Below are 18,926 nucleotides of genomic sequence, written 5' to 3'. Positions count from 1 at the left end.
CCGCTGGGGGGCGGAATCCAAGGATTTTCAGGAGAACGACCCATGAAAGTGACCGTTATCGGAACCGGCTATGTCGGACTCGTCGCAGGCGCATGCTTCGCGGATTTCGGCTTCGACGTGACCTGCATCGACAAGGACGAAAGCAAGGTGGCGGCATTACGGGCCGGTACCGTGCCGATCTATGAGCCGGGCCTGACGGAGATCGTCGGCCGGACGCAGACCAACGGGAACCTGCATTTCGTCAGCGCCTATCAGGACGCGATCCCGAATGCCGACGTGATCTTCATCGCCGTCGGGACGCCGACCAAGGACGAAGGCGGCAGCGCCGACATCTCGGCGGTGATCGCGGCGTCCGAGGAGCTGGCCCCGCTGCTGCGCGGCTGCACGGTGATCGCGACCAAGTCCACCGTGCCGATCGGCACCGGCCAGCGTCTGGACGCGCTGTTCCGTTCCGCCGCGCCGGACGCCGATGTGGCCATCGTCTCCAATCCGGAGTTCCTGCGCGAAGGCAGCGCGGTACGGGATTTCGTCGAACCGGACCGGGTGGTGATCGGCGCCGAGGCCGACTGGGCGGCTTCCACGATGCGGGCGCTCTATCGCCCGATCGAGGATCGCGGCATTCCCGTCCTCGTGGTCGACCGGGCCACGGCGGAAATCTCGAAATACGCGGCGAACAGTTTCCTCGCCACGAAGATCGCCTTCATCAACGAGGTGGCCGATCTGTGCGAGCAGGCCGGCGGGGATGTGCGCTCCGTTGCCGACGCCATCGGCCTCGACACCCGCATCGGCAACCAGTTTCTGAAGGCGGGACCCGGCTTCGGCGGCTCCTGCTTTCCGAAGGACACCCGGGCCTTCGTGTCCTCCTCGGAGCGCCTGGGGATCCGTCAGCGCGTCGTTTCGGCGGCCGTCCATGCCAACGAAGCCCGCAAGCTGCACCTGGTCCAGCGGGTGGCGGACGCCTGCGACGGCGACCTGTCGAACGCCCGGGTGGCCGTGCTGGGTCTCGCCTTCAAGGCCGGCACCGACGACCTTCGGGAATCTCCCAGCCTCTTCATGGTGCCCGAACTGGTGCGTCTCGCCGACGAGGTGCGGGCGCATGACCCGGTCGCGATGCCGGTGGCGCGCGACACCTTCACAGGCGTGCACTACGGCGAGACGGTCGACGAGTGTCTCGACGGCGCGGACGTCGCCGTCATCCTCACCGACTGGCCGGAATACCGCGAGCTCGATCCGAAAATGCTGGCCGGAACCATGCGCCGCAACGTGATCGTCGACCTGCGCAACATGATGGATGCCGACACGTTGGAGGCGCACGGCGTTTCCGTCGTGGGGATCGGACGCCGGGAGCCGGTCGATGCCCCGGTGGCACACGAGACGTCGGGCCTCGGCCAGGCGGCGGAGTGAGGCCATGGGACAGCGCTTTGAAAATCTACGCTCGGCGCTGACCGGGAGAGGGCCGAACGCGGCCCTTCCCGCGATCGCCATCGCCGCCGCCGCGGGTGTCGCTGCCGGAGCCGTCTTCGGACTGTCCGGACCGGCCAGTTCCGGCGGCCTGCCGAAGATCGACAAGAAGGCCTCGGAGCCGACCGAGATGACGGCGCCCTGCGCCACCCGCTACGGCCGTGCCTGGTCCATGGACCTGCCCGACGAGACCGTCGGCAAGAAGGAGATGGAGGATTTCCTCAGCGGCCGCGCTCGGAAGATCGACCGGGTCTGGGGCGTTGAGGAGAACATCGCCATCGACAGGGGCGAGCGGGGCGGCCGGATGACGGTCCGCTATCCCAAGGGCTCGATCAATCCGTCGAGCAAGGACGAACGCCCCCTCGGCGGCGCCGGTTTCGTCGCCCGGCTGCTGCCCGAGGACACCTCGAAGGCCTGCCTGCGTTACCGGCTGCGCTTCGAGGACGGCTTCGAGTTCGTGCGCGGCGGCAAGCTGCCCGGTCTCTACGGCGGCGAAGCTCCGTCCGGCGGTGAGGAGGTCGACGGCACCAAGGGCTTCAGCATGCGGCTGATGTGGCGCCGCGACGGGGAGGGCGAGGTCTACGCCTACGTGGCCAACAAGAACTCCGACTACGGCGCCAGCATCGGCCGCGGCAACTGGACGTTTGAGCCGGGCCGCTGGGTCGAGATCCAGGAGGAGGTCATCCTGAACGAGCCGGGCGCGGCCGACGGCATCGTGCGGCTGTGGGTCGACGGCCGTCAGGTGATCGAGCAGCGCGACCTCGTCTACCGCACGGTCGACGGCGTCGGGATCGACGGCCTGATGTTCAGCACCTTCTTCGGCGGCAGCAGCCCGAAATGGGCCAGCCCGAAGGACCAGAGCATCGCGTTCGACGGTTTCGAGCTGTTCGCGGGAGAGAACCGATGAGACGGCTTCTTTCCGGACCCTGGTCGGGCCTCGCCGTCGCCTCCGCGGCGGCGGTCCTGATGGCCGCGACCCCGGCCTCCGCGGCGGATGACTCCGCCCTGGAGGGCGTGGATCTGGTGACGCCGGAGGAACGCCAGGATTTCGATCTCTCCGGCTATACCGTCACCGATCCGTCGGCCGGCTATTTCGACGTGGACGAACGCCGGGCCTGGCTGAAACAGCAGGACTCCGCCCTGATCAACCAGGAGATCGAGAAGCTCCGCCTCGGCAGCAGCTGTCAGAGCCTGAAGGACCTTCCGGTGCTGAGCGACCGCTTCGCCCTGCCGGGCTTCTACCCGCAGCCCGACTCGTGGCGGCTGGCGGCGGAGCCGTTCTTCAAGTTCGAGGACGCGGTGTCCAAGCTTGCCGGCCGGTACGTGGTTACGGGCGAATCCTACTACGCCAAATGCATCGCCGACTTCCTCAGCCGCTGGGCCGAGGAGGAGGGTTTCCTGCATTTCGAATACAAGCCGATCACCCCCCAGGCCTGGTTCGCCGTGGAGTCTTCCCTGTTCGCCGCCGGGTTCAGCTACTCCATCGTGCGCGAGGAGATCCGGGAGTCCTGGCCGGAGGCGGCGCGGAAGGTGGAGGACTGGCTGAAGGCGGCCTCCGAGCGCCACGCGGGTTTCCACACCATCGCGCTGTCCTGCTGCAACAACCACTTCTACCGCCGCGGGCTGCACGCCACGGTGATCGGCATCGCGACCGATGACGACGATCTGCTGCGCTTCGGCGTCAGCGCGATCTACTCGGCCCTGCGGGAGATGAACCCGAACGGCAGCCTGCCCCGGGAGATGCTGCGCGGATCGCGGCGCATGCACTACCAGAACTACGCCGCCCTCTATCTGGTGTTCATCGCCGAGCTGCTCGAGCGCCAGGGGTACCCCGTCTACGACCTCACGGTGGACGGCCGCTCCCTGCACCGGATCATCGACTACACCCTGGACGCGCTCGACGATCCGGAGGCCTACGAGGAGGAACTCGGCGAGGCCCAGGACCTCTGGTTCATGGACGATCCCCAGTACTTCGCCTGGATGGAGGTCTACGGCGCCCGCTTCCCCTCCGACCGGGTCGACCGCATCGTGCGGAACCACCGACCGATCTACAACCGCAGCGCCGGCGGTTTCGTCACCCTGTACTTCTACCGACCCAGCGCCTCGGAACAGGAGACGGAGATCGCCACCCTGGCGGACCGCTCCTTCCGGCTGCGCGACGACTACTGCGCCAAGCACCCGCAATGGCGCGACAAGCGAGACACGGCCTGGCGCGTTGAATGCGAGGCGCGCCTGCACGAGCTTCAGGAGGGCAAGAAGGCCGACCTGGGCGTCCCCGATCCCAAGCTCATCGACAAAGGAGGCTGACCATGCCCCTCGAGATCCCCCATCGCGCGCCGCGCCATCTTCTGGCGACCGCCGCTCTGATCACCCTGACGGCCTGTGCCGGAGCGACCGGCGGCTACTGGAAACTGCCCGGCGGCCTGAAGGACGATTACCGGGCGGCCGAAGCCATGACCGATCGCGGCCAGTTCGAGGCGGCCCTGCCCACCTTCCGACAACTGGCCGAGGACGGCTATCCCCAAGGCAACTACGAGCTCGGCCGCGCCTATCTGAACGGCTGGGGCGTGGAGCAGGACAAGGCCAAGGCGGCGGAATATCTGGAACGGGCGACGCAGAAGCTGTCGCGGCGCCGGGGCCATGCCGCCTTCCAGCTTGGCCAGCTCTATGCCGAGGGCGAGGGTGTGCCGCGCGATCCCGGGCGGGCGGCGGAGCTATTCCGGCTTGCCCTCGACCCCAACAAGACGGTCGTTCCCTATGACCGGGCGGCCTATCCCCTCGCCGAACTCTACGAGGCCGGGGACGGTGTGCCGCAGGACAAGGCGCTGGCCAGGGAGCTCTACCGTCGCGCCGCCCGAACCGGCGATGCCGACGCGCATCTGCGTCTGGCGGAGATCGGCGCCGGCGCGCAGGAAGGTCTTTCCTCCGATGCCGAGAATCACGCCCGCGAGGCGGTCAGGCTTCTGGAGATGAAGGCGGCACAGGGCGAGACCTGGGCCATGACCAAGCTCGCCCGGCTGTACGAGGATGGCGAGATCGTGCCGGCTTCGCCGGACAGGGCCCTGACGTGGCGGCGCCAGGCCGCCGAGGCCGGGCATCTGCAGTCGCGCACCGATTTCGGCCGCCGTCTGGTCGAAGGCGAGGGCGTCGCCCAGGACCCGGGGCGCGGCGTGGCGATGATCCGGAAAAGTGCGGAAGCCGGCCATGCCTACGCCCAGTCTCTGCTCGGCCGGTACTATGCCGAGGGCAGGGGCGTCGCCGCCGACCCGACCCAGGCCTTCGCCTGGCACGAGCGGGCCGCGGCCAACGGACAGGTCGGCTCCACGCTCTATCTCGCGCGCGCCTATCGCGACGGCAACGGCGTGCAGCCGGACCCGGTCGAGGCGCGGCGCCTGTTCGAGACGGCGCGCGACCTCGGGCACGACTCCGCCGATCGTGACCTCGGTCGGATGATGATCGCCCAGCCGACCGGCCCGAACGACCTGCGCCAGGGCGTCGATCTTCTCACCAAGGCGGCGAAAGCCGGCGATGCGTCCAGCGCCGCGGCCCTCGGTCGGCTCTACGACAAGGGCGAGCAGGTGTCCCGTGACGAACGCAAGGCCCTGCGATTCTATCGGATGGCGGCGGAGGCCGGGGACGAGAACGTCTATGGCGAGATCGGCCGGCTGTATCTTGACGGGATCGACGGCCAGCCCCCCCGTCCCGCCGAGGCGATGCGGTGGCTGGAGAAGGCGACCGCCGCCGGTGACGCCAGCGCGCTCACCCAGGTCGGCCGGGCCTATCTGGAGGGCCGGGGCGTCGAGCGTCAGCCGGCCAAGGGTGCCCGTATCCTGGCCAAGGCGGCGGCGAGCGGCGATCCCTATGCGATGGTCCTGCTCGGCGACGCCCATCGCGATGGCACGATCCCGTCCGCCGACCCGCAATCGGCACTGCGCTGGTACGATCAGGCGATCGACAACGGTCGCGCCGATGCGATGCGCCGTCTTGCCGGCCTCTATCTGACCGGCGACGGGGTCGGGCGCGATCCGGCCCGGGCGGTCGACCTGCTGGAGCGCGCGGCATCCCAGGGCGACATGGCCGCCAAGGCCGATCTGGGCCGGCTCTACCTTGAAGGCGAAGCGGTCGCCGCGAGACCGGAACGCGGGGCACGCCTGCTGCGCGAAGCGGCGCGGACCGGGAACCCGATCGCCATGCGGGTGCTCGGTGAAGCGCTGCTCGGCGGGCAAGGCCTCGCCGCCGACGAGCAGGATGGCGAGCGCTGGCTGCAGCGGGCTGTGGACAATGGTGACGTGCCGGCCATGGTGACCCTGGGCAGCGAGCGGATCTCCGGCAAGCGGCTGGAGAAGGACGAGCGCGAGGGCGTGGCGCTGCTGCGCCGGGCGGCGGATCGCGGCCACGTCTATGCCCGCACCGCTCTGGCCAATGCACTGCTGGAGGGTATTGGCGGCGAGAAGCGCCCCGATCGCGCCCTGGCGCTGCTGCGGCGCAGTGCGGCGCAGGATCATGCCTACGCCAAGGTGGTGCTCGGCCGGCTCTATCTGGACGGTAAGGTGGTGGAGCAGGACTATCAGAAGGGCGCGGAATACCTGCTGGAGGCCGCGCGCAGCGGACATCGCGGCGCCCTGCTGACCATCGCGAAGGCCTATCTCGAGGTCGCCGGCGTGGAGTCGAACGAGGACGCGGCGATCCTGTGGCTCGACCGAGTCCTGCGTACCGATAACACCGCCACCATCAACAGTCTCGGCAACGCCCTGGCGGAAGCCGTCGAGGCGCGGCGGTTGCTTGCCCAGGGTTAGCGCCGAGGGCTGGACCGTCGGGTACCGGTAAAAACATCGGGTTCGCCTCCTCCATGGAGGCGGATCCCGTGTTTCTTGCTCCATGTTAAAGACAAACGGTCATTGTCCTGCAATTAATATCGCAAAATATATCAAATGTTGGCTCAGCAATTTGTGTGAGTTCTTTGTTATGCATGTTCAATGCATTGCGTAAACGAAAACGGAGAGAAGAAATGAGACATGGAACCCTCGCCGCAATAGCCTTTATTGGTTTGGCCGGATGCGTCGATACGTCCTCGACCGACTATCCGAGGCTCGACGTGCTGTCGCCGGAAAATGTCCCGGTCACGGATTCCACCGCCATGCGGCCGCCGATCCGCGCTGATGTGTCCTATGCCGTCCAGTGGACCTGCGTTTGGGACACGCTGCCGACGGAGTGGCAGCTTCCGGGCATTCAGATCGATAAGGGCCGCGCCTATGCGATCAACGAGTGGACCCGCCTGAGCGGAGATGTCACGGAGTCGGACGCCGATGGCCGCATGCTCAATCTGGCGGGAGAGCGTCTGAGCAACGACGGCCACTGGTATCCGATGGAAATGGAGGGGCCGATCTACCCGGATCGCGAGTCGACTCTCTTCGGTTACTGGAAGGGCGCCTCCTGCGAGGCCGACGTTTCACCGGTTCGGGTGGAAGCGCCGGAGGAGGAGTCGCCGGTGGCCTCGTAACGGCCGACCGGACTTCCGTCGACTCGGCCAGGATCTTCTGATCGGCAAACAGGAAGGCTTCCGAGGGAGCCTTTCGGCCTTTTCGCTCGCCGCTATTCGGGACAAAGTCGTATCGAGGCAATACGATACGACTGCTTGGCCTGGAGGTGGCGATGCTCCGTAGAACCGTCCTTCAACTTCTCGCGTCGACCGGACTGGCGTCCCTGTGGGCCGGCTCTGCGAGCCTTGCCGCCCGGGGGAGCGTGGACCGGATTCGGCCGAGCGACGCCAACTGGCCGACGGCGCAGGAGTGGGAGGCGCTGGCCGGACGGATCGACGGCGCGTTGGAGGAGTCGCGCTCGGCGCTGGAGGCCGTCATGGAGCAGAGCGGCGGCGCGGTCACCGAAGAAGGCCTGAATAAGCTGGTCAACCCGTTCTACCTTCAGGATTTTTCCGGCTCGACCCAGTCCCAGGGCTGGCTCGACGGCTGGAAGAGCGTCCAGAGTGCCAAGGTTGGCATTCCCAAGACCGCGAAGGACGTGTCCGAGCTGGTGAGCTTCGCCCGCGCACACAATCTCCGCCTGGTGATCAAGGGCGGCGGGCATTCCTATTACGGCCAGTCCAACGCGCCGGACAGCCTGCTGGTCTGGACCCGCGACCTCACCGGCATCGAGCTGCATGACAGTTTCGTGCCCGAGGGTGGCCGCGGGGCCGGCGTGCCGGCGGTCAGCGTCGCGTCCGGCGAAAAGTTCATCGACCTCTACGGCCAGGTGGTGGTCGGCCAGGGACGCTATGTCCAGGGCGGCGGCTGCACGTCCGTCGGGGTCGGCGGCCATGCCCAGAGCGGCGGGTTCGGACACTTCTCGAAATTCGGCGGCATGACGTCCGCCAATCTGCTGGAGGCGGAGATCGTCGTCGCCAGCGGCGAGATCCTGATCGCCAACGCCTACCAGAACAGCGACCTCTTCTGGGCGCTGAAGGGGGGCGGGGCCGGATGGGGCATCACCACGCGCCTCACCCTGGCCACTCGGGACCTGCCGGCGCGCTTCGGCTTCATCGGCTTCGGGGTCCAGGCACAGGACGAGCGGGCCTATCGCGCGCTGGTCGAGGCCGTCATTGCCGTCGCTCGGGACAATCTGGTCGATCCGGCCTGGGGCGAGCAGATCCACTTCGCGCCGGACCACAAGATGTTCGTGAAGATGACCTTCATCGACCTGGCCCTCGACGAGGTGAGGCGCATCTGGGCGCCGGTGCTCGACCTGGCTGCGGGCGAGGGCTACAGCTTCACCGAGGAGCTGGTGCTCTACGACACCCCGGCCCGCAAATGGTGGGACCTGGAATTCCGCGCTCGGGAGATGCCCGAGACCATCGTCCTCGACCAGGCGTCCAGCAAAGCCGGCACGCGCTTCTTCTGGAACGGCGACAACGGCGAGACCAACGTGTTCTGGGCCGGCTACGAGTCCGCCTGGTTGTCCCAGGGCCTGCTGGGCGAGGCGAAGGCCGCGATGCTGGCCGACACCATCATCGACGCGGCCAAGCTGGTGCGCTTCGCCTTCCACTTCCAGAAGGGGTTGGCCGGCGCCAGCGAGGAACGGCTGGCCGATGCGCGGGACACCCCCGTCCATCCCTCGGTTCTGGACGCCTTCGCCCTGCTGCTGGTCGCGGGCGCCCAGCAGAACGTGATCGAGGATGTCGCCGGCCAGGAGATGGACGAGCCCGCCCTGCGCGAGAAGGCGGCGCGGATCAAGGGCGTCTACGAGCGGTTCCGTGCGATCGAGCCGGACACCGGCTCCTATTCCGCGGAGATGAATTTCCACGAGGAGGACTGGCAGGGCATGGCCTGGGGCGACAACTATCCGCGCCTGCTGGCCATCAAGAACCGCTACGATCCGGATGGCCTGTTCACCGGCCATCACCAGGTTGGCAGCGAGGTCTGGAGCCGGGACGGATTCGTGCGGATCGGCGGGGATTCCGGCTGACCGTCCAGGGGCGGTGAGACGTTAGGAGCCCTCGGGTTCCGGCCGTTCCCGGTCGTAGAGATGCTCGACCGGAAAGGGCGGCAGCCAGGATTCGCGGCGTACCGTCCAGAGTTCGTAGCTCGGTACGAACTGGTCGGGGGCGTCCAGGGCGCCGAGATGGACCTCGATCTCGCCTTCGCTGCGCGCGAAGACCGAGCCGCCGCAGTGCGGGCAGAAGAACCGTCCACGGTATTCGCTGGGGTCGCCCTCGATGGACACCGCCTCCGGCGGATAGACCGCCGCCGCGTAGAACAGGGCGCCGTGGTGCTTGCGGCAGTCCAGGCAGTGACAGATGCCGACCCGGTCGGGGCGGCCCAGCGCCACGAACCGCACCTCGCCGCACAGACAGCCGCCGGTAACCCGCTCCATGTCTTCAACTCCTCCGTGAGCGCCCCGGCCGCACGGTCGCACTGAACGGGTCCGCTGTCACGGCACAGCCGTCACTGACCGGTCTTCATGGGCTGGGCGGCAGGATCCCATGCACGCCTCCCGGTCACTCCGCAACCGGTTGTTTCATTCACCGGATCGCGCGAAAAATCCCGCGGTGCGGGAAACGATGAGATTGAATATCCTTTTTGTGTTGATACGATTGAATGCGCTCAATTCTGGGGGGTGTGGGGCCTCTGGGAGCCGGTCGGATCGTCGGTCCGATCGGGTGTTGCGCATCGGTGCCCGGGCGGTTGCGTCCAGGCCGAAGCGTTCACGAGGGGAAGGCCGACGTGCCCAGTGCAGGTCAGTGTCAATGTCCGCTGCTTCTCGGCCTCCTGGAATACCACCCGGACTCGGGGCGGTTGCTGGACCGAACCGGGGGCGATGTATTCCTGCGCGCCCAGTCGGCCCGTGTCCTTCATCTGCTGGTGGATAACCTCGGACAACTGGTGTCCCGCGATCGGCTGATCGAGGAGGTCTGGCCGGATGTCAGCGTCACCGACGACAGCCTGACCCAATGCATCGCCGATATCCGCCGCGCCATCGGCGACAGCAATCGCGAGATCCTGCGCACGATCCCGAAGCGCGGATTTATCCTGCAGCCCGCGGCCGGGGTGCCGCGTCTGGCACCGGCACAGACCGCGGCCGGCGACACGGTCGAGCCGACCGCCAGGGCGCCGATGGCGCAGTCGCTGACCCTGCCGCGCGTGGCGGCGCATCACTGGACCGAAGACCTGCTGCCGACCATCGCGGTGATCCCGTTGCGCTCGCGGCAGATCCGCGGCGAGGACGGCGTCGCCGAGGAGGTCGTCGGCGAGGTGGTCGCCGAGGAGATCATCTACGCGCTTTCCCGCTCCCAGGAGGTCTATGTCGTCTCCCGCCTCTCCTCGACCTATTTCCGCTCGCGGGAGGCCTCCCTGGAGGAAATCGGCCGGACGCTGAGTGCCGACTACGTGATCTCCGGCTCGCTGATGGGAAATGCCGACCGGGTGATCCTGGGGCTGGAATTCGCGGAGTCGGAGACCGGCCGGATTCTGTGGTCGGACCGGGTCGAGAGCACGGTTCCGGCCCTATTGAACGAGCCGGACACGATCCAGATGATCGTCGGCCGCATCCGCAAGGCGATCTTCCTGCGCGAGAGCCAGCGGGCCCGCAGCATGCCTTTCACCTCGCTTCCGGCCTATTCCCAACTGATCGGCGCGGTGGGGCTGATGCACCGGCTGTCGCCGCCGGATTTCGAGGAATCCCGCAGCATGCTGGCCGCGCTGATCGAGCGCTGGCCGGAGCAGCCGGCGCCGCTCTCCTGGATGGCCCGGTGGCACGTCCTGCGGGTGCAGCAGGGCTGGTCGGACGCGCCGGCACAGGATGCCGATCTGGCGCTGACATGCTCCGGACGGGCGCTGGAGATCGATCCGGACAATTCGCTGGCGCTGACCAGCGAGGGTTTCGTGCTGACCAACCTGCTCAAGCGGCTCGACGACGCGGAGGACCGGTACAACGCGGCGCTCGACATCAATCCGAGCGACGCGGTGGGCCGGCTGCTGCGCGGCACGCTGTATTCCTTCGAGGGCAAGGGGGCGGCGGCCGTGCGCGACACCGAGCGCGCCCTGCTGCTGGCCCCGCTGGACCCGCACCGGTACTTCTTCCTGGCGCTGGCCGCCGGCGCGCATCTGGCCAATGGCGACTATGTCCGGGCGCTGGAGCTGGCGGATATGTCGCTGCGTCTGAACCGCACCCATACCTCGACGCTGCGGATCAAGACGGTGGCGCTGATCAATCTCGGCCAGGAGGAGGCGGCCCGCGAGACCGCCCAGGAACTGCTGCGGCTGCAACCCAGCCTGCGCATCGGCACGTGGCTCGGTTCGTCGCCCAGCGCCGAGTTCGAGATAGGACGGCGTATCGCAGACGCACTGCGCGCCGCGGGGGTGCCTGACTGACGACTGACTGATCACATTGGGGGGAGAGATGAGCATGAGCAACGCAGAGAGCGGATCACCCGAAGGCAGCTTCGGCAGTTTCGGGAGCTTTGGCAGTTTCGGAAGTTTCGGCAGTTTTGGCAGCTTCGGGAGTTTCGGCAGCTTCGGGCTGCCGGCATCGCCGCTGGCTGCGGAAGCGCTGATCACCAACCGGGAAGGGATCGTCGGGCCGACCATCCCGTTCCTCGACTACGACCCGCGGCCGTCCACCGACCCGGTGCACGGTCTGCCGCATTTCTCGCCGGCCGTCAGGGCCAGCATCTTCCTGTTCGAGTTCGCCTCGCGGCTGGCGGTCACCGTGAAGGACGACGGAGAGACGCCGGTCGCCGAGGTCCTGAGCACCAGCCTTCACGGCGGGCCGAAGCATCGCATGTCGGCCGAACCGCTGGTGACGGTGGTCGCCCCGACCATCGACCAACTGCGCGAGCAGACCAAGTTCCTGTCCGCCTATGCGGATCTGCGGCAGGACCGGGCGCGCGAGATCCTGGTCCAGACCTCGGCCCTGATCCCGTTCTATGCGTCGATCCTGTACATGGATCCGGGGCGCACGCCGCACACGCTGGAGTTCCTTCAAACGGCGCTGAGCTGCGCCAACATGGTCTACATGCGGGTGAAGTACGGGCTGGCCCTGCCACGGCCGCTGCAGTTCTCGCCGCAGATCCAGCCGGCGATCCCGACACCGACCCATCCGACCCTGCCGAGCGGCCATGCCACGGAAGCCTTCCTGCTCGCCCGGCTGATCTGGAAGCTGCGGCGCCACGCGACCCACAACCCGGACTCCCGGCAGGAAGCGACCTGGGGCGAGATGCTGATGCGCCAGGCGTCGCGCATCGCCATCAACCGGACGGTCGCGGGGGTTCATTTCCCGGTCGACAGCGTGGCCGGCGCCATCCTCGGCCTGACCCTGGCCGATTTCATCTGGGACCTGTGCGACAAGACGATCCAGCGGCGCGCCACCGCGGAATTCGACGGCCGGCGGTTCCCGGTGGAGGACGATTTCCACTGGCACGCCCTCTACGAGCCGAAGGACGACGAGCAGAAGCCCTGGGCCGGGAAGAAGAGCCAACCCTGGATGACCAGCGGCACGAAGAAGCTGAAGTCGGAGGAGCAGGGATCGGCGGCCTTCCACTGGCTTCGAAACCGTGCCCTCAGCGAATGGGAAAAGCCGCTGAACTGACGGCGACGATCCCTTTTCCTCTTCAGGCTGCGGGAGGTACCCATGCAGGCCGACTGGCAAGACGATGGCGATGCGGGCGCGATAGACCCGGTCACCGACTACCGGCTCACCCGGGATCCAAGCTCCTATCCCCGTCCCCTCGACGAGATCTGGTGGGCGGCGATCTTCCATCTGGAAGAAACGAGCCTGGACGAGTTCCGGCAGCGCGCCGAACAGGCCCATCCGGGGCAGATCCTGATCCCGGACGTGTATGACGCGGCGGACTGCGCCGCCCGGCCGCCGCTCCAGAGCGTCACGCTGATCGCCCGCTCCCCGGTGGTCCGGACCGCAAACACGGTGGGCAACGGATGGGGCTGCGGGGGCGTCTATCTGGGCTGCATGGTCCCGCAAGCGCATCTGCCGCTGCACCTGACGCCGCAGGAGCGGGAACGGCCGGCGCCGAAGCCGATCAAGTGCGACGACGACACGGTGGTGACCGCGGTCATCGACGATGCGATCGGTTTCGCCAACGCCCTGTTCCGCGATCGCGAGACATCGAGCCGCGTGCATCTGGCCTATATCATGTCCTCCGCGTCGGATGTTCCGCACCGGCCGGGTTGGCGTTGGGAGGTGCAGGGCCGCTCGCTCGACAAGCGGGCCATCGACAGGTTACTGAAGACGCACACCTCCTTCGGCCTGACCGACGAGGATGCGCTTTATGTCGATGCCGGCGCGATCGACTTCGCCGGCGGCGGGTTTTCGCCCCTGGCCCTGCGGGAATCCCACGGCACCCACGTGGCGGCACTCGCGGCTGGGCACCAGATGCACAAGGCGCCGAAGCATCGGCCGCTCCTGGTGGCGTCTCTGCCCTGGCGGGTGACCGAGGACACCTCCGGCTTCAACCTGTACCCCAGCCTGCTGCTGGCTCTGCACCGGCTGGAGCGGGAAGGGCGCCGGTTCCGCCGGTCGGATGGGACGATCGTGCCGATGGTGTTCAACTTCAGCTACGGCACCCTCGACGGGCCGCATGACGGCTCCGGCCTGATACCCCGGCTCATCCAGCACATCGTGGACAAGGGGGACGGGCCCGTCCGCCGCATGGTCCTGCCGGCCGGCAATACCAACCTGTCGCGCACCCACGCGCATGCCGAGGTCGGCGAGACCGGGTCGGTCGCCCTGGACCTCAAGGTCCTGCCCGACGATCGCACGGACAGCCATGTGGAAATGTGGCTGCCGGAAATCGAGCATCCGGGCTGGGACCCGGTGCATGTCACGGTCAGCCCGCCCGGCGGCCGGAAGGGCGCGACCATCGTGGTCGGGTCCCGTCGCGTCCATCGCCTGCGCGACGGCGACGGACGGGAGATCGCCCGTCTGTCCTACGCCCCGGCGACCCGCACCGTGAACCGGGCGTCGATCGTCCTGTCGGTCAACCGGACGGTCGGCTTCAGCGGAGCGGCCGCGCTGGCGCCGGCCGGGGACTGGCGGATCGAGATCTGGCGCCGGCGCGACGGCGCGGCGGAGCCGCCTCGGCGGGACCAGCACGAGGGTGCCGCGGTCGAGGTCTGGATCCGACGCGACGACACCCTGCCCGGGTTTCCGCCGCGCGGGCGTCAGGCGCATTTCAACAACCCCGACTACCAGAAATTCGATGCCTATGGCGCGCCGCTGCCGGTGGACCCGCCGGGGACCCATTGTCCGGTCCGGCGGGCCGGGACGTTGAACGGCCTCGCCACCGGGGAGGCACCGCTGGTGGTCGCCAGCTTCACCGGGAGCAACGGCCTGATTTCCGACTATTCAGCGTCGGGGCCGGTGCCCAGCCGCAAGGGACCGGATGCGGCCGCCCTGGGCGACCAGTCGCCCGTGCTGCGCGGGGTGCTGAGCGCCGGGTCGCGCAGCGGGTATCTGGTGCGTCAGTCCGGCACCAGCGTGGCCGCCCCCCGGGTTGCCCGGCTGGCGGTGGAGGCGATCGCCGGGGACAAGAAGAAGAGCAGGAAGAAGGCCGCCGACCGGGCCTGGCTGCACGGCTATGCGGAGAAGAGCGACAAGAAGCACTTTCCCCAACCCCGCCCGGAATTCGCCCGTGGCGGGGCCGGCCGGGTGGATATCCCGGTGGATCTCGGCGCGCCCGACACCGACTGACCACGCGACGCGATCGGCCTGGCGGCCTTGCGGACCGCCGGGCCTTTGGTCTTCGGAGCGATTTCGGGTGCCGATCAGGATTGCGGAGGCGATCTCGGGCAGGGTTGTGCCATCGCGACGGACGCGACCGCGCCGTCGCTGCACCCCGGAGGATCCAATGAATCTTCGCCCCGACTTGAACGGCATGCTTCTGCAGCTGCCCGACGGCATCGAGATCTACCAGGTCGCCAACGGAAAGCGCCAGCGTGTGCCCAAGACCTCCAGCGTGACCATGCTCTTCATTCCCGGCGCCCGGATTATCTCCCAGGCGGGCCCGGACGAGCCGACGACCGCGATCCGCTGGGCGCTGTCGACCGACTGATTGCCCGGACCGACGGCGCGGACCGACTGCCCGGCCGGCCACCGACACTTCCGGCGATTTCGTCTGAATTTCGTGCCGATCTCAGGATTTCGCCCCGCGGTTGCGGCACCGTCTCAGGGTCAGGGACGACGCCGGTCTGCTCACCGAACGGTCCCCGCGAAGACTTGCCGAGAGGGGAGAACGGCGATGGCACGGCGCGACGATCTCAATGGAATGCTGCTGCGGGCGCGCGGAGACGACACGACCTATCTCGTATTGGGCGGGCGGCGCCATCTGGTTCCCGACGCCCGGATCCTGGCGCTGCTGTTCAGGACTATGCCGCCGCTGCGCACGGATATCGATATCGAGACGGTGGACGAGGGCGACCCGCTGCCGACCGGGGCCTGCCTGGTCCGCGCCACGAACAGCGCCGAGGTCTACCTGGTTCCCGGTTCCGACAGGCTCTGGTTCGTCGGGCCGGAGGATCTCGCGGCGAACGCCTTGGGCTGGGGCAAGAACGTGACATGCCCGGACATCGAGCGTGGCGGATGCACCGCTGACTAGGGGCTACTGATGAGCGACGACTGACGAGGCACCGCAGCCGGAGAGGGGCCGGCTGCAGGTCGCGGGGTCGGCCGATTGGGGAGAGATCGGCTGACTACGAGGGGGGGACCGGGCGTGTGATGGGCGCCCGGTCTTTCCCGTTCGCTTTCAGCCGACGAGGAAGCTGTCCGTCCCGAACTGATCGGCGGACAGCCCGACAAGGGTCACGGAATGGCCGCCGCCGAGGTCGAGCACCGTATTGCCCGCCCCGTCGTTGAACAGCCGGGCAAGCAGGTTGTCGGCACTGGCGATCCCGGTGCCGTTCGCATTGGCCGCGACCATCAGCCTGTCCTCGCCGATGGAGAAGCCGTAGAGGGCGTCGGCCCCGTCCGCCTCGCCGAAGCGGAAGACATCGGCGCCGGAATTACCGAAGAGCCGGTCGTCGCCCGCGCCACCCGAGAGGGTGTCGGCGCCCTGTCCGCCATAGAGGGTGTCGGATCCGTCGTCGCCCCGGATCCGGTCGTCGCCCTCGTTGCCGTAGATCCGGTCGGCCCCCTGATTGCCGTACAGGTGGTCGTCGTCCCGGTTGCCCCAGAGCAGATCATCGCCCGTACCGCCATAGGCCGTGTCGGCGCCCTGGCCGCCACAGAGCGAGTCCGCATCCTGGTTGCCATAGAGCAGGTCGTCGCCGAGGTTGCCGTACAGAATGTCCAGTCCGATCCCACCGCTCAGCGTGTCGTTGCCGGCGAAGCCGTACAGCGTGTCGTTGCCGGTGGTCCCCCGCAGGACATCGCCTGACGTCCCGCCTGAACTCAGCGTTTCGCCGCCCACGGAAGCGCCGCCGCCATCGGAGCCACCGGGCTGTGGCGTGACGTCCGTCAGGGTCACGTCGTTGCCGGTGCCGCCGACATAGCTGATCTGGAGCGTCCGGCCGCCGGCCGTCAGGGTGGCGCCCTCGGCCAGGCCGCTGAAGGTTCCGGTGACGGCGTCGACACCGTCGTTGTTGACCAATGTGTAGCTGTCGCCCGCGGCCGGCGTGTAGCCCAGCACTACGTTGAGGGTCGCGTTGCTGATGGTCACCGTTCCGGTGACGTTGATCTGGTCGTACCCGGTGCCGGCGGCGGTGCCGTCGACTTCCATCGTCGCCGTGGAACCGTTGGCGAGGGTCAGGTTGCCGGTGGAGATCGTGCCGGGGCTGTTGCCGGGCGCGATGGTGCCGCCGCTCGCGACCGTGACCGCCGTCGAAAAGGTGCTGGTTCCGCCGAGCGTCGCGCCGGAGGCGACGGTGTAGGTGCCGCCCCCCGCGATCGTGCCGCTGCCGCTGATCGTGCCGGAGAAGGTGGTCGAGGCGGAATCGGTCAGCGTGAGCGTGCCGCTCCCGATATTGAGCGTGCCGCTGCCGGTAAGGCTGCCGATGGTCTCGTTCGTATTGCTCAGATCGAGCGTCGCGCCGGACGCGACGGAGACGGCACCCGCGTCGGCCAGAGCGTTGCCGCCGGAGACCTGCAGGGTGCCGCCGTTGATCGTGGTCCCGCCGGAATAGGTGTTGGTTCCGCTGAGGGTGACGGTGCCGCTGCCGGACTTCGTCAGGCCACTGGTGCCGGAGATGTCATTGTCGATCGTGGTCGCGCCGGTCACCGTCAGCCCGCCGCCGTTCAGGGCCACGTTGCCGGTGCCGAGATTGCTGTCGGTCGAGACCGAGAGTGTGCCGCCGGTGACGGTCGTGGTGCCGGTATAGGTGTTCGTGCCGCTCAGCGTCAGGGTGCTGGCGCCGGTCTTGGTCAGGTTGCCCGCGCCCGAGACCACCCCGCTCATCGTCACATTGGCGCCGACATTCACCGTCCCGTTCGACGCCCCGAGCACGATGGCATTGTCGATCGTCGTCGCCCCGGTCACCGCCAGGGTGCCGCCGTTGATCGTCACCGTGCCGGCGCTCAGGTTTCCGTCCCCGGCGACCGAGAGCGTGCCCTGGCTGACGGTCATCGAGCCCGAGGCGGTGTTGGTGCCGGTCAGCGTGAGCGTGCCCGTGCCGGTCTTGGCCAGCACGTTCGTCCCGTCGTCCGTCACGGTCCCGCTAATGGTAACGGTGTTGGCGCCGGTATCGATGGTCGCCGTGTCCTCGACTTCGATGTTCGAGGTGTAGGCACCGCTGGTGGTGAACCGGACGGTCGAGTTGCCCAGGATATCGATCAGGGGCGCCGAGGTCGTCGTGCCGATCTCGGCGGTCGTGCCGCCGAGAACCCATACCCTACTCGTCCCGCTGATCGAGCCGTTCAGAGCGATGGTTCCGCCGCCGGCCGTCTGAAGGACGAATGAGCCGCCGGTGAAAGAAACCCCGGAATTGAGCGTCAGCGACTGTCCCGCGGAAACATCGAAGTAGAGATGGGAGTCCGCGACGATGTCCGAACCGCCGATCGTCAGCGAATTTGTTGTTCCGGTGAAGCCGAAACTCGTGGCCGCCCCATTCGTGAAAGTCGGCGAGGCAGCGAGGTTGATCGTCGCGGTCGCGCCAAGATTGCTGAAACGCACGATCTGATCGACAGCCGCGGCGGCCGCCCGAAGCGTCCCTGCGCTCGCATCCCCGAGCGTGCTCGTGACGTTGACAGCGAGCAGGCCCGGCCAGCGCGCGGCCCGCTGCGGATCGATCAGGCATGGGAAGGCATCCGGTGCTCCGCCGGCGGCCACATCGAGTTTCCAGTCGCCCCCATAGAGGCGGCCTCCGGTCGGCGTCGACGACGCGAGGACCGGCGCGACCAAGACACGTGACAGGGTTTCGACGAAGCGCCGCCCGACCTCGTCACGCCCGACCGAACAGCCGTAGAGGACGAGCGACCGCCCGGCGAGGGCACGCCTCAGACCGGCGATCCCGGCGTGGTGACGCTGCAACGTGGCCAGGGATATCCGCTCTCCGCCGAGATGCAGGACGCCCGGTTCGCCGTGGCTGAAGACATGGACGGAGGTGGCTGGGGCGTCGGGCCGGGACAGGGCGTCGGCGAGCGACTGGAATGGGTCGGTTGTGTCCCCGAGCAGACAGATCCGATGACGTCCGACCAGGACGCCGGCGAGCGCAGCGCGCGCCGGTACGGCCAGGTCGATGACGGCAAGCGTCCCGTCTGTGGAGTCCGGCACGGGCGCGTCGGGCAACGACAGGCGGTTGTTGCCCATGCGGTTTTGCATCAGCTGCAGTCCGTTTATATGGTAAAAGTAAGAATTCGCTTTTAGAATGATAATCTTCTGGTCATTTGAGCGTCCGTCGGAAAAATCGGAATTCCTATTAAGACGGCGATGGGAAGTTGTATTATGATTTCTGTGATTCAGCTTATTCGGATGCGTTGAGGTGCCCGCCCGCCGAGCAAGAAGCATGAAGAGAGAAAGAAGAGGGAGG

General features: G+C 67.7%; 13 protein-coding genes. 11 read left to right on the top strand and 2 right to left on the bottom strand.

The genetic code is table 11. The features are described from left to right. Positions 1 to 42: 42 nt before the first annotated feature. The 6 genes from BLS34_RS17680 (at position 43) to BLS34_RS17655 (ending at position 8,919) form a co-directional block, all read left to right on the top strand. Positions 43 to 1,404: a UDP-glucose dehydrogenase family protein gene (locus BLS34_RS17680; protein WP_093152411.1), complete on the top strand. Its 1,362-nt coding sequence runs from the start codon at positions 43 to 45 to the stop codon at positions 1,402 to 1,404. A 4-nt stretch (positions 1,405 to 1,408) separates the two neighbouring features. Next, positions 1,409 to 2,368: a polysaccharide lyase gene (locus BLS34_RS17675; protein WP_093152409.1), complete on the top strand. Its 960-nt coding sequence runs from the start codon at positions 1,409 to 1,411 to the stop codon at positions 2,366 to 2,368. Beyond that, the gene (locus BLS34_RS17670) at positions 2,365 to 3,768 is read left to right on the top strand and encodes an alginate lyase family protein (protein ID WP_093152406.1); all 1,404 of its coding nucleotides are present in this window, start codon (positions 2,365 to 2,367) and stop codon (positions 3,766 to 3,768) included. The genes BLS34_RS17675 and BLS34_RS17670 overlap by 4 nt, the downstream gene beginning before the upstream one ends. Before the next feature lie 2 nt (positions 3,769 to 3,770). Then, positions 3,771 to 6,257 carry a tetratricopeptide repeat protein gene (locus tag BLS34_RS17665; RefSeq protein WP_175474276.1) on the top strand — a complete coding sequence of 829 codons (2,487 nt, stop codon included), beginning with the start codon at positions 3,771 to 3,773 and terminating at the stop codon, positions 6,255 to 6,257. 173 nt (positions 6,258 to 6,430) lie between these two features. Then, entirely contained in the window at positions 6,431 to 6,961 is a 531-nt protein-coding gene (locus BLS34_RS17660) for a hypothetical protein (RefSeq protein ID WP_139189382.1), read from the top strand. 152 nt (positions 6,962 to 7,113) lie between these two features. Beyond that, a complete protein-coding gene (locus BLS34_RS17655) occupies positions 7,114 to 8,919 on the top strand; it encodes an FAD-binding oxidoreductase (protein WP_093152401.1) in 1,806 nt (601 codons plus the stop codon). Between the two features lie 21 nt (positions 8,920 to 8,940). Here the strand turns inward: BLS34_RS17655 and BLS34_RS17650 are convergent, their stop codons facing one another. Beyond that, positions 8,941 to 9,327, bottom strand: coding sequence for a GFA family protein (locus tag BLS34_RS17650; RefSeq protein WP_028792910.1), 387 nt, complete (start codon positions 9,325 to 9,327; stop codon positions 8,941 to 8,943). Positions 9,328 to 9,551: 224 nt separating this feature from the next. Here BLS34_RS17650 and BLS34_RS17645 point away from each other — a divergent pair, with 224 nt between their 5' ends. From BLS34_RS17645 to BLS34_RS17625, 5 genes are all read left to right on the top strand, one after another. Further along, positions 9,552 to 11,324 (top strand): winged helix-turn-helix domain-containing tetratricopeptide repeat protein, encoded by a 1,773-nt coding sequence (locus BLS34_RS17645; protein ID WP_093152399.1) that lies wholly within the window; start codon positions 9,552 to 9,554, stop codon positions 11,322 to 11,324. 34 nt (positions 11,325 to 11,358) lie between these two features. Further along, on the top strand, positions 11,359 to 12,540 hold the full coding sequence (locus tag BLS34_RS17640; RefSeq protein WP_093152397.1) for a phosphatase PAP2 family protein: 1,182 nt from the start codon (positions 11,359 to 11,361) through the stop codon (positions 12,538 to 12,540). A 42-nt stretch (positions 12,541 to 12,582) separates the two neighbouring features. After that, a complete protein-coding gene (locus BLS34_RS17635) occupies positions 12,583 to 14,658 on the top strand; it encodes a S8 family serine peptidase (RefSeq protein WP_093152394.1) in 2,076 nt (691 codons plus the stop codon). A 157-nt stretch (positions 14,659 to 14,815) separates the two neighbouring features. Continuing rightward, on the top strand, positions 14,816 to 15,019 hold the full coding sequence (locus BLS34_RS17630) for a hypothetical protein (RefSeq protein WP_028792908.1): 204 nt from the start codon (positions 14,816 to 14,818) through the stop codon (positions 15,017 to 15,019). A 186-nt stretch (positions 15,020 to 15,205) separates the two neighbouring features. Continuing rightward, positions 15,206 to 15,562, top strand: a complete 357-nt coding sequence (locus BLS34_RS17625) for a hypothetical protein (RefSeq protein ID WP_093152391.1) — start codon at positions 15,206 to 15,208, stop codon at positions 15,560 to 15,562. 147 nt (positions 15,563 to 15,709) lie between these two features. Here BLS34_RS17625 and BLS34_RS17620 read toward each other — a convergent pair whose 3' ends face one another. After that, positions 15,710 to 18,904, bottom strand: coding sequence for a DUF4347 domain-containing protein (locus tag BLS34_RS17620; RefSeq protein WP_093152388.1), 3,195 nt, complete (start codon positions 18,902 to 18,904; stop codon positions 15,710 to 15,712). Positions 18,905 to 18,926 lie beyond the last annotated feature (22 nt).

It is taken from the genome of Thalassobaculum litoreum DSM 18839 (assembly GCF_900102465.1).
Lineage (GTDB): Bacteria > Pseudomonadota > Alphaproteobacteria > Thalassobaculales > Thalassobaculaceae > Thalassobaculum > Thalassobaculum litoreum.
This window is presented reverse-complemented; position numbering and strand designations above follow the sequence as displayed.

Coding starts and splice junctions, on each gene's coding strand:
- BLS34_RS17635 (WP_093152394.1), top strand. CDS start 12,583: ATGCAGGCCGACTGGCAAGACGATGGCGATGCGGGCGCGATAGACCCG.
- BLS34_RS17625 (WP_093152391.1), top strand. CDS start 15,206: ATGGCACGGCGCGACGATCTCAATGGAATGCTGCTGCGGGCGCGCGGA.
- BLS34_RS17650 (WP_028792910.1), bottom strand. CDS start 9,327: ATGGAGCGGGTTACCGGCGGCTGTCTGTGCGGCGAGGTGCGGTTCGTG.
- BLS34_RS17680 (WP_093152411.1), top strand. CDS start 43: ATGAAAGTGACCGTTATCGGAACCGGCTATGTCGGACTCGTCGCAGGC.
- BLS34_RS17620 (WP_093152388.1), bottom strand. CDS start 18,904: ATGCTTCTTGCTCGGCGGGCGGGCACCTCAACGCATCCGAATAAGCTG.
- BLS34_RS17655 (WP_093152401.1), top strand. CDS start 7,114: ATGCTCCGTAGAACCGTCCTTCAACTTCTCGCGTCGACCGGACTGGCG.
- BLS34_RS17630 (WP_028792908.1), top strand. CDS start 14,816: ATGAATCTTCGCCCCGACTTGAACGGCATGCTTCTGCAGCTGCCCGAC.
- BLS34_RS17660 (WP_139189382.1), top strand. CDS start 6,431: ATGTTCAATGCATTGCGTAAACGAAAACGGAGAGAAGAAATGAGACAT.
- BLS34_RS17670 (WP_093152406.1), top strand. CDS start 2,365: ATGAGACGGCTTCTTTCCGGACCCTGGTCGGGCCTCGCCGTCGCCTCC.
- BLS34_RS17665 (WP_175474276.1), top strand. CDS start 3,771: ATGCCCCTCGAGATCCCCCATCGCGCGCCGCGCCATCTTCTGGCGACC.
- BLS34_RS17640 (WP_093152397.1), top strand. CDS start 11,359: ATGAGCAACGCAGAGAGCGGATCACCCGAAGGCAGCTTCGGCAGTTTC.
- BLS34_RS17675 (WP_093152409.1), top strand. CDS start 1,409: ATGGGACAGCGCTTTGAAAATCTACGCTCGGCGCTGACCGGGAGAGGG.
- BLS34_RS17645 (WP_093152399.1), top strand. CDS start 9,552: ATGCGCTCAATTCTGGGGGGTGTGGGGCCTCTGGGAGCCGGTCGGATC.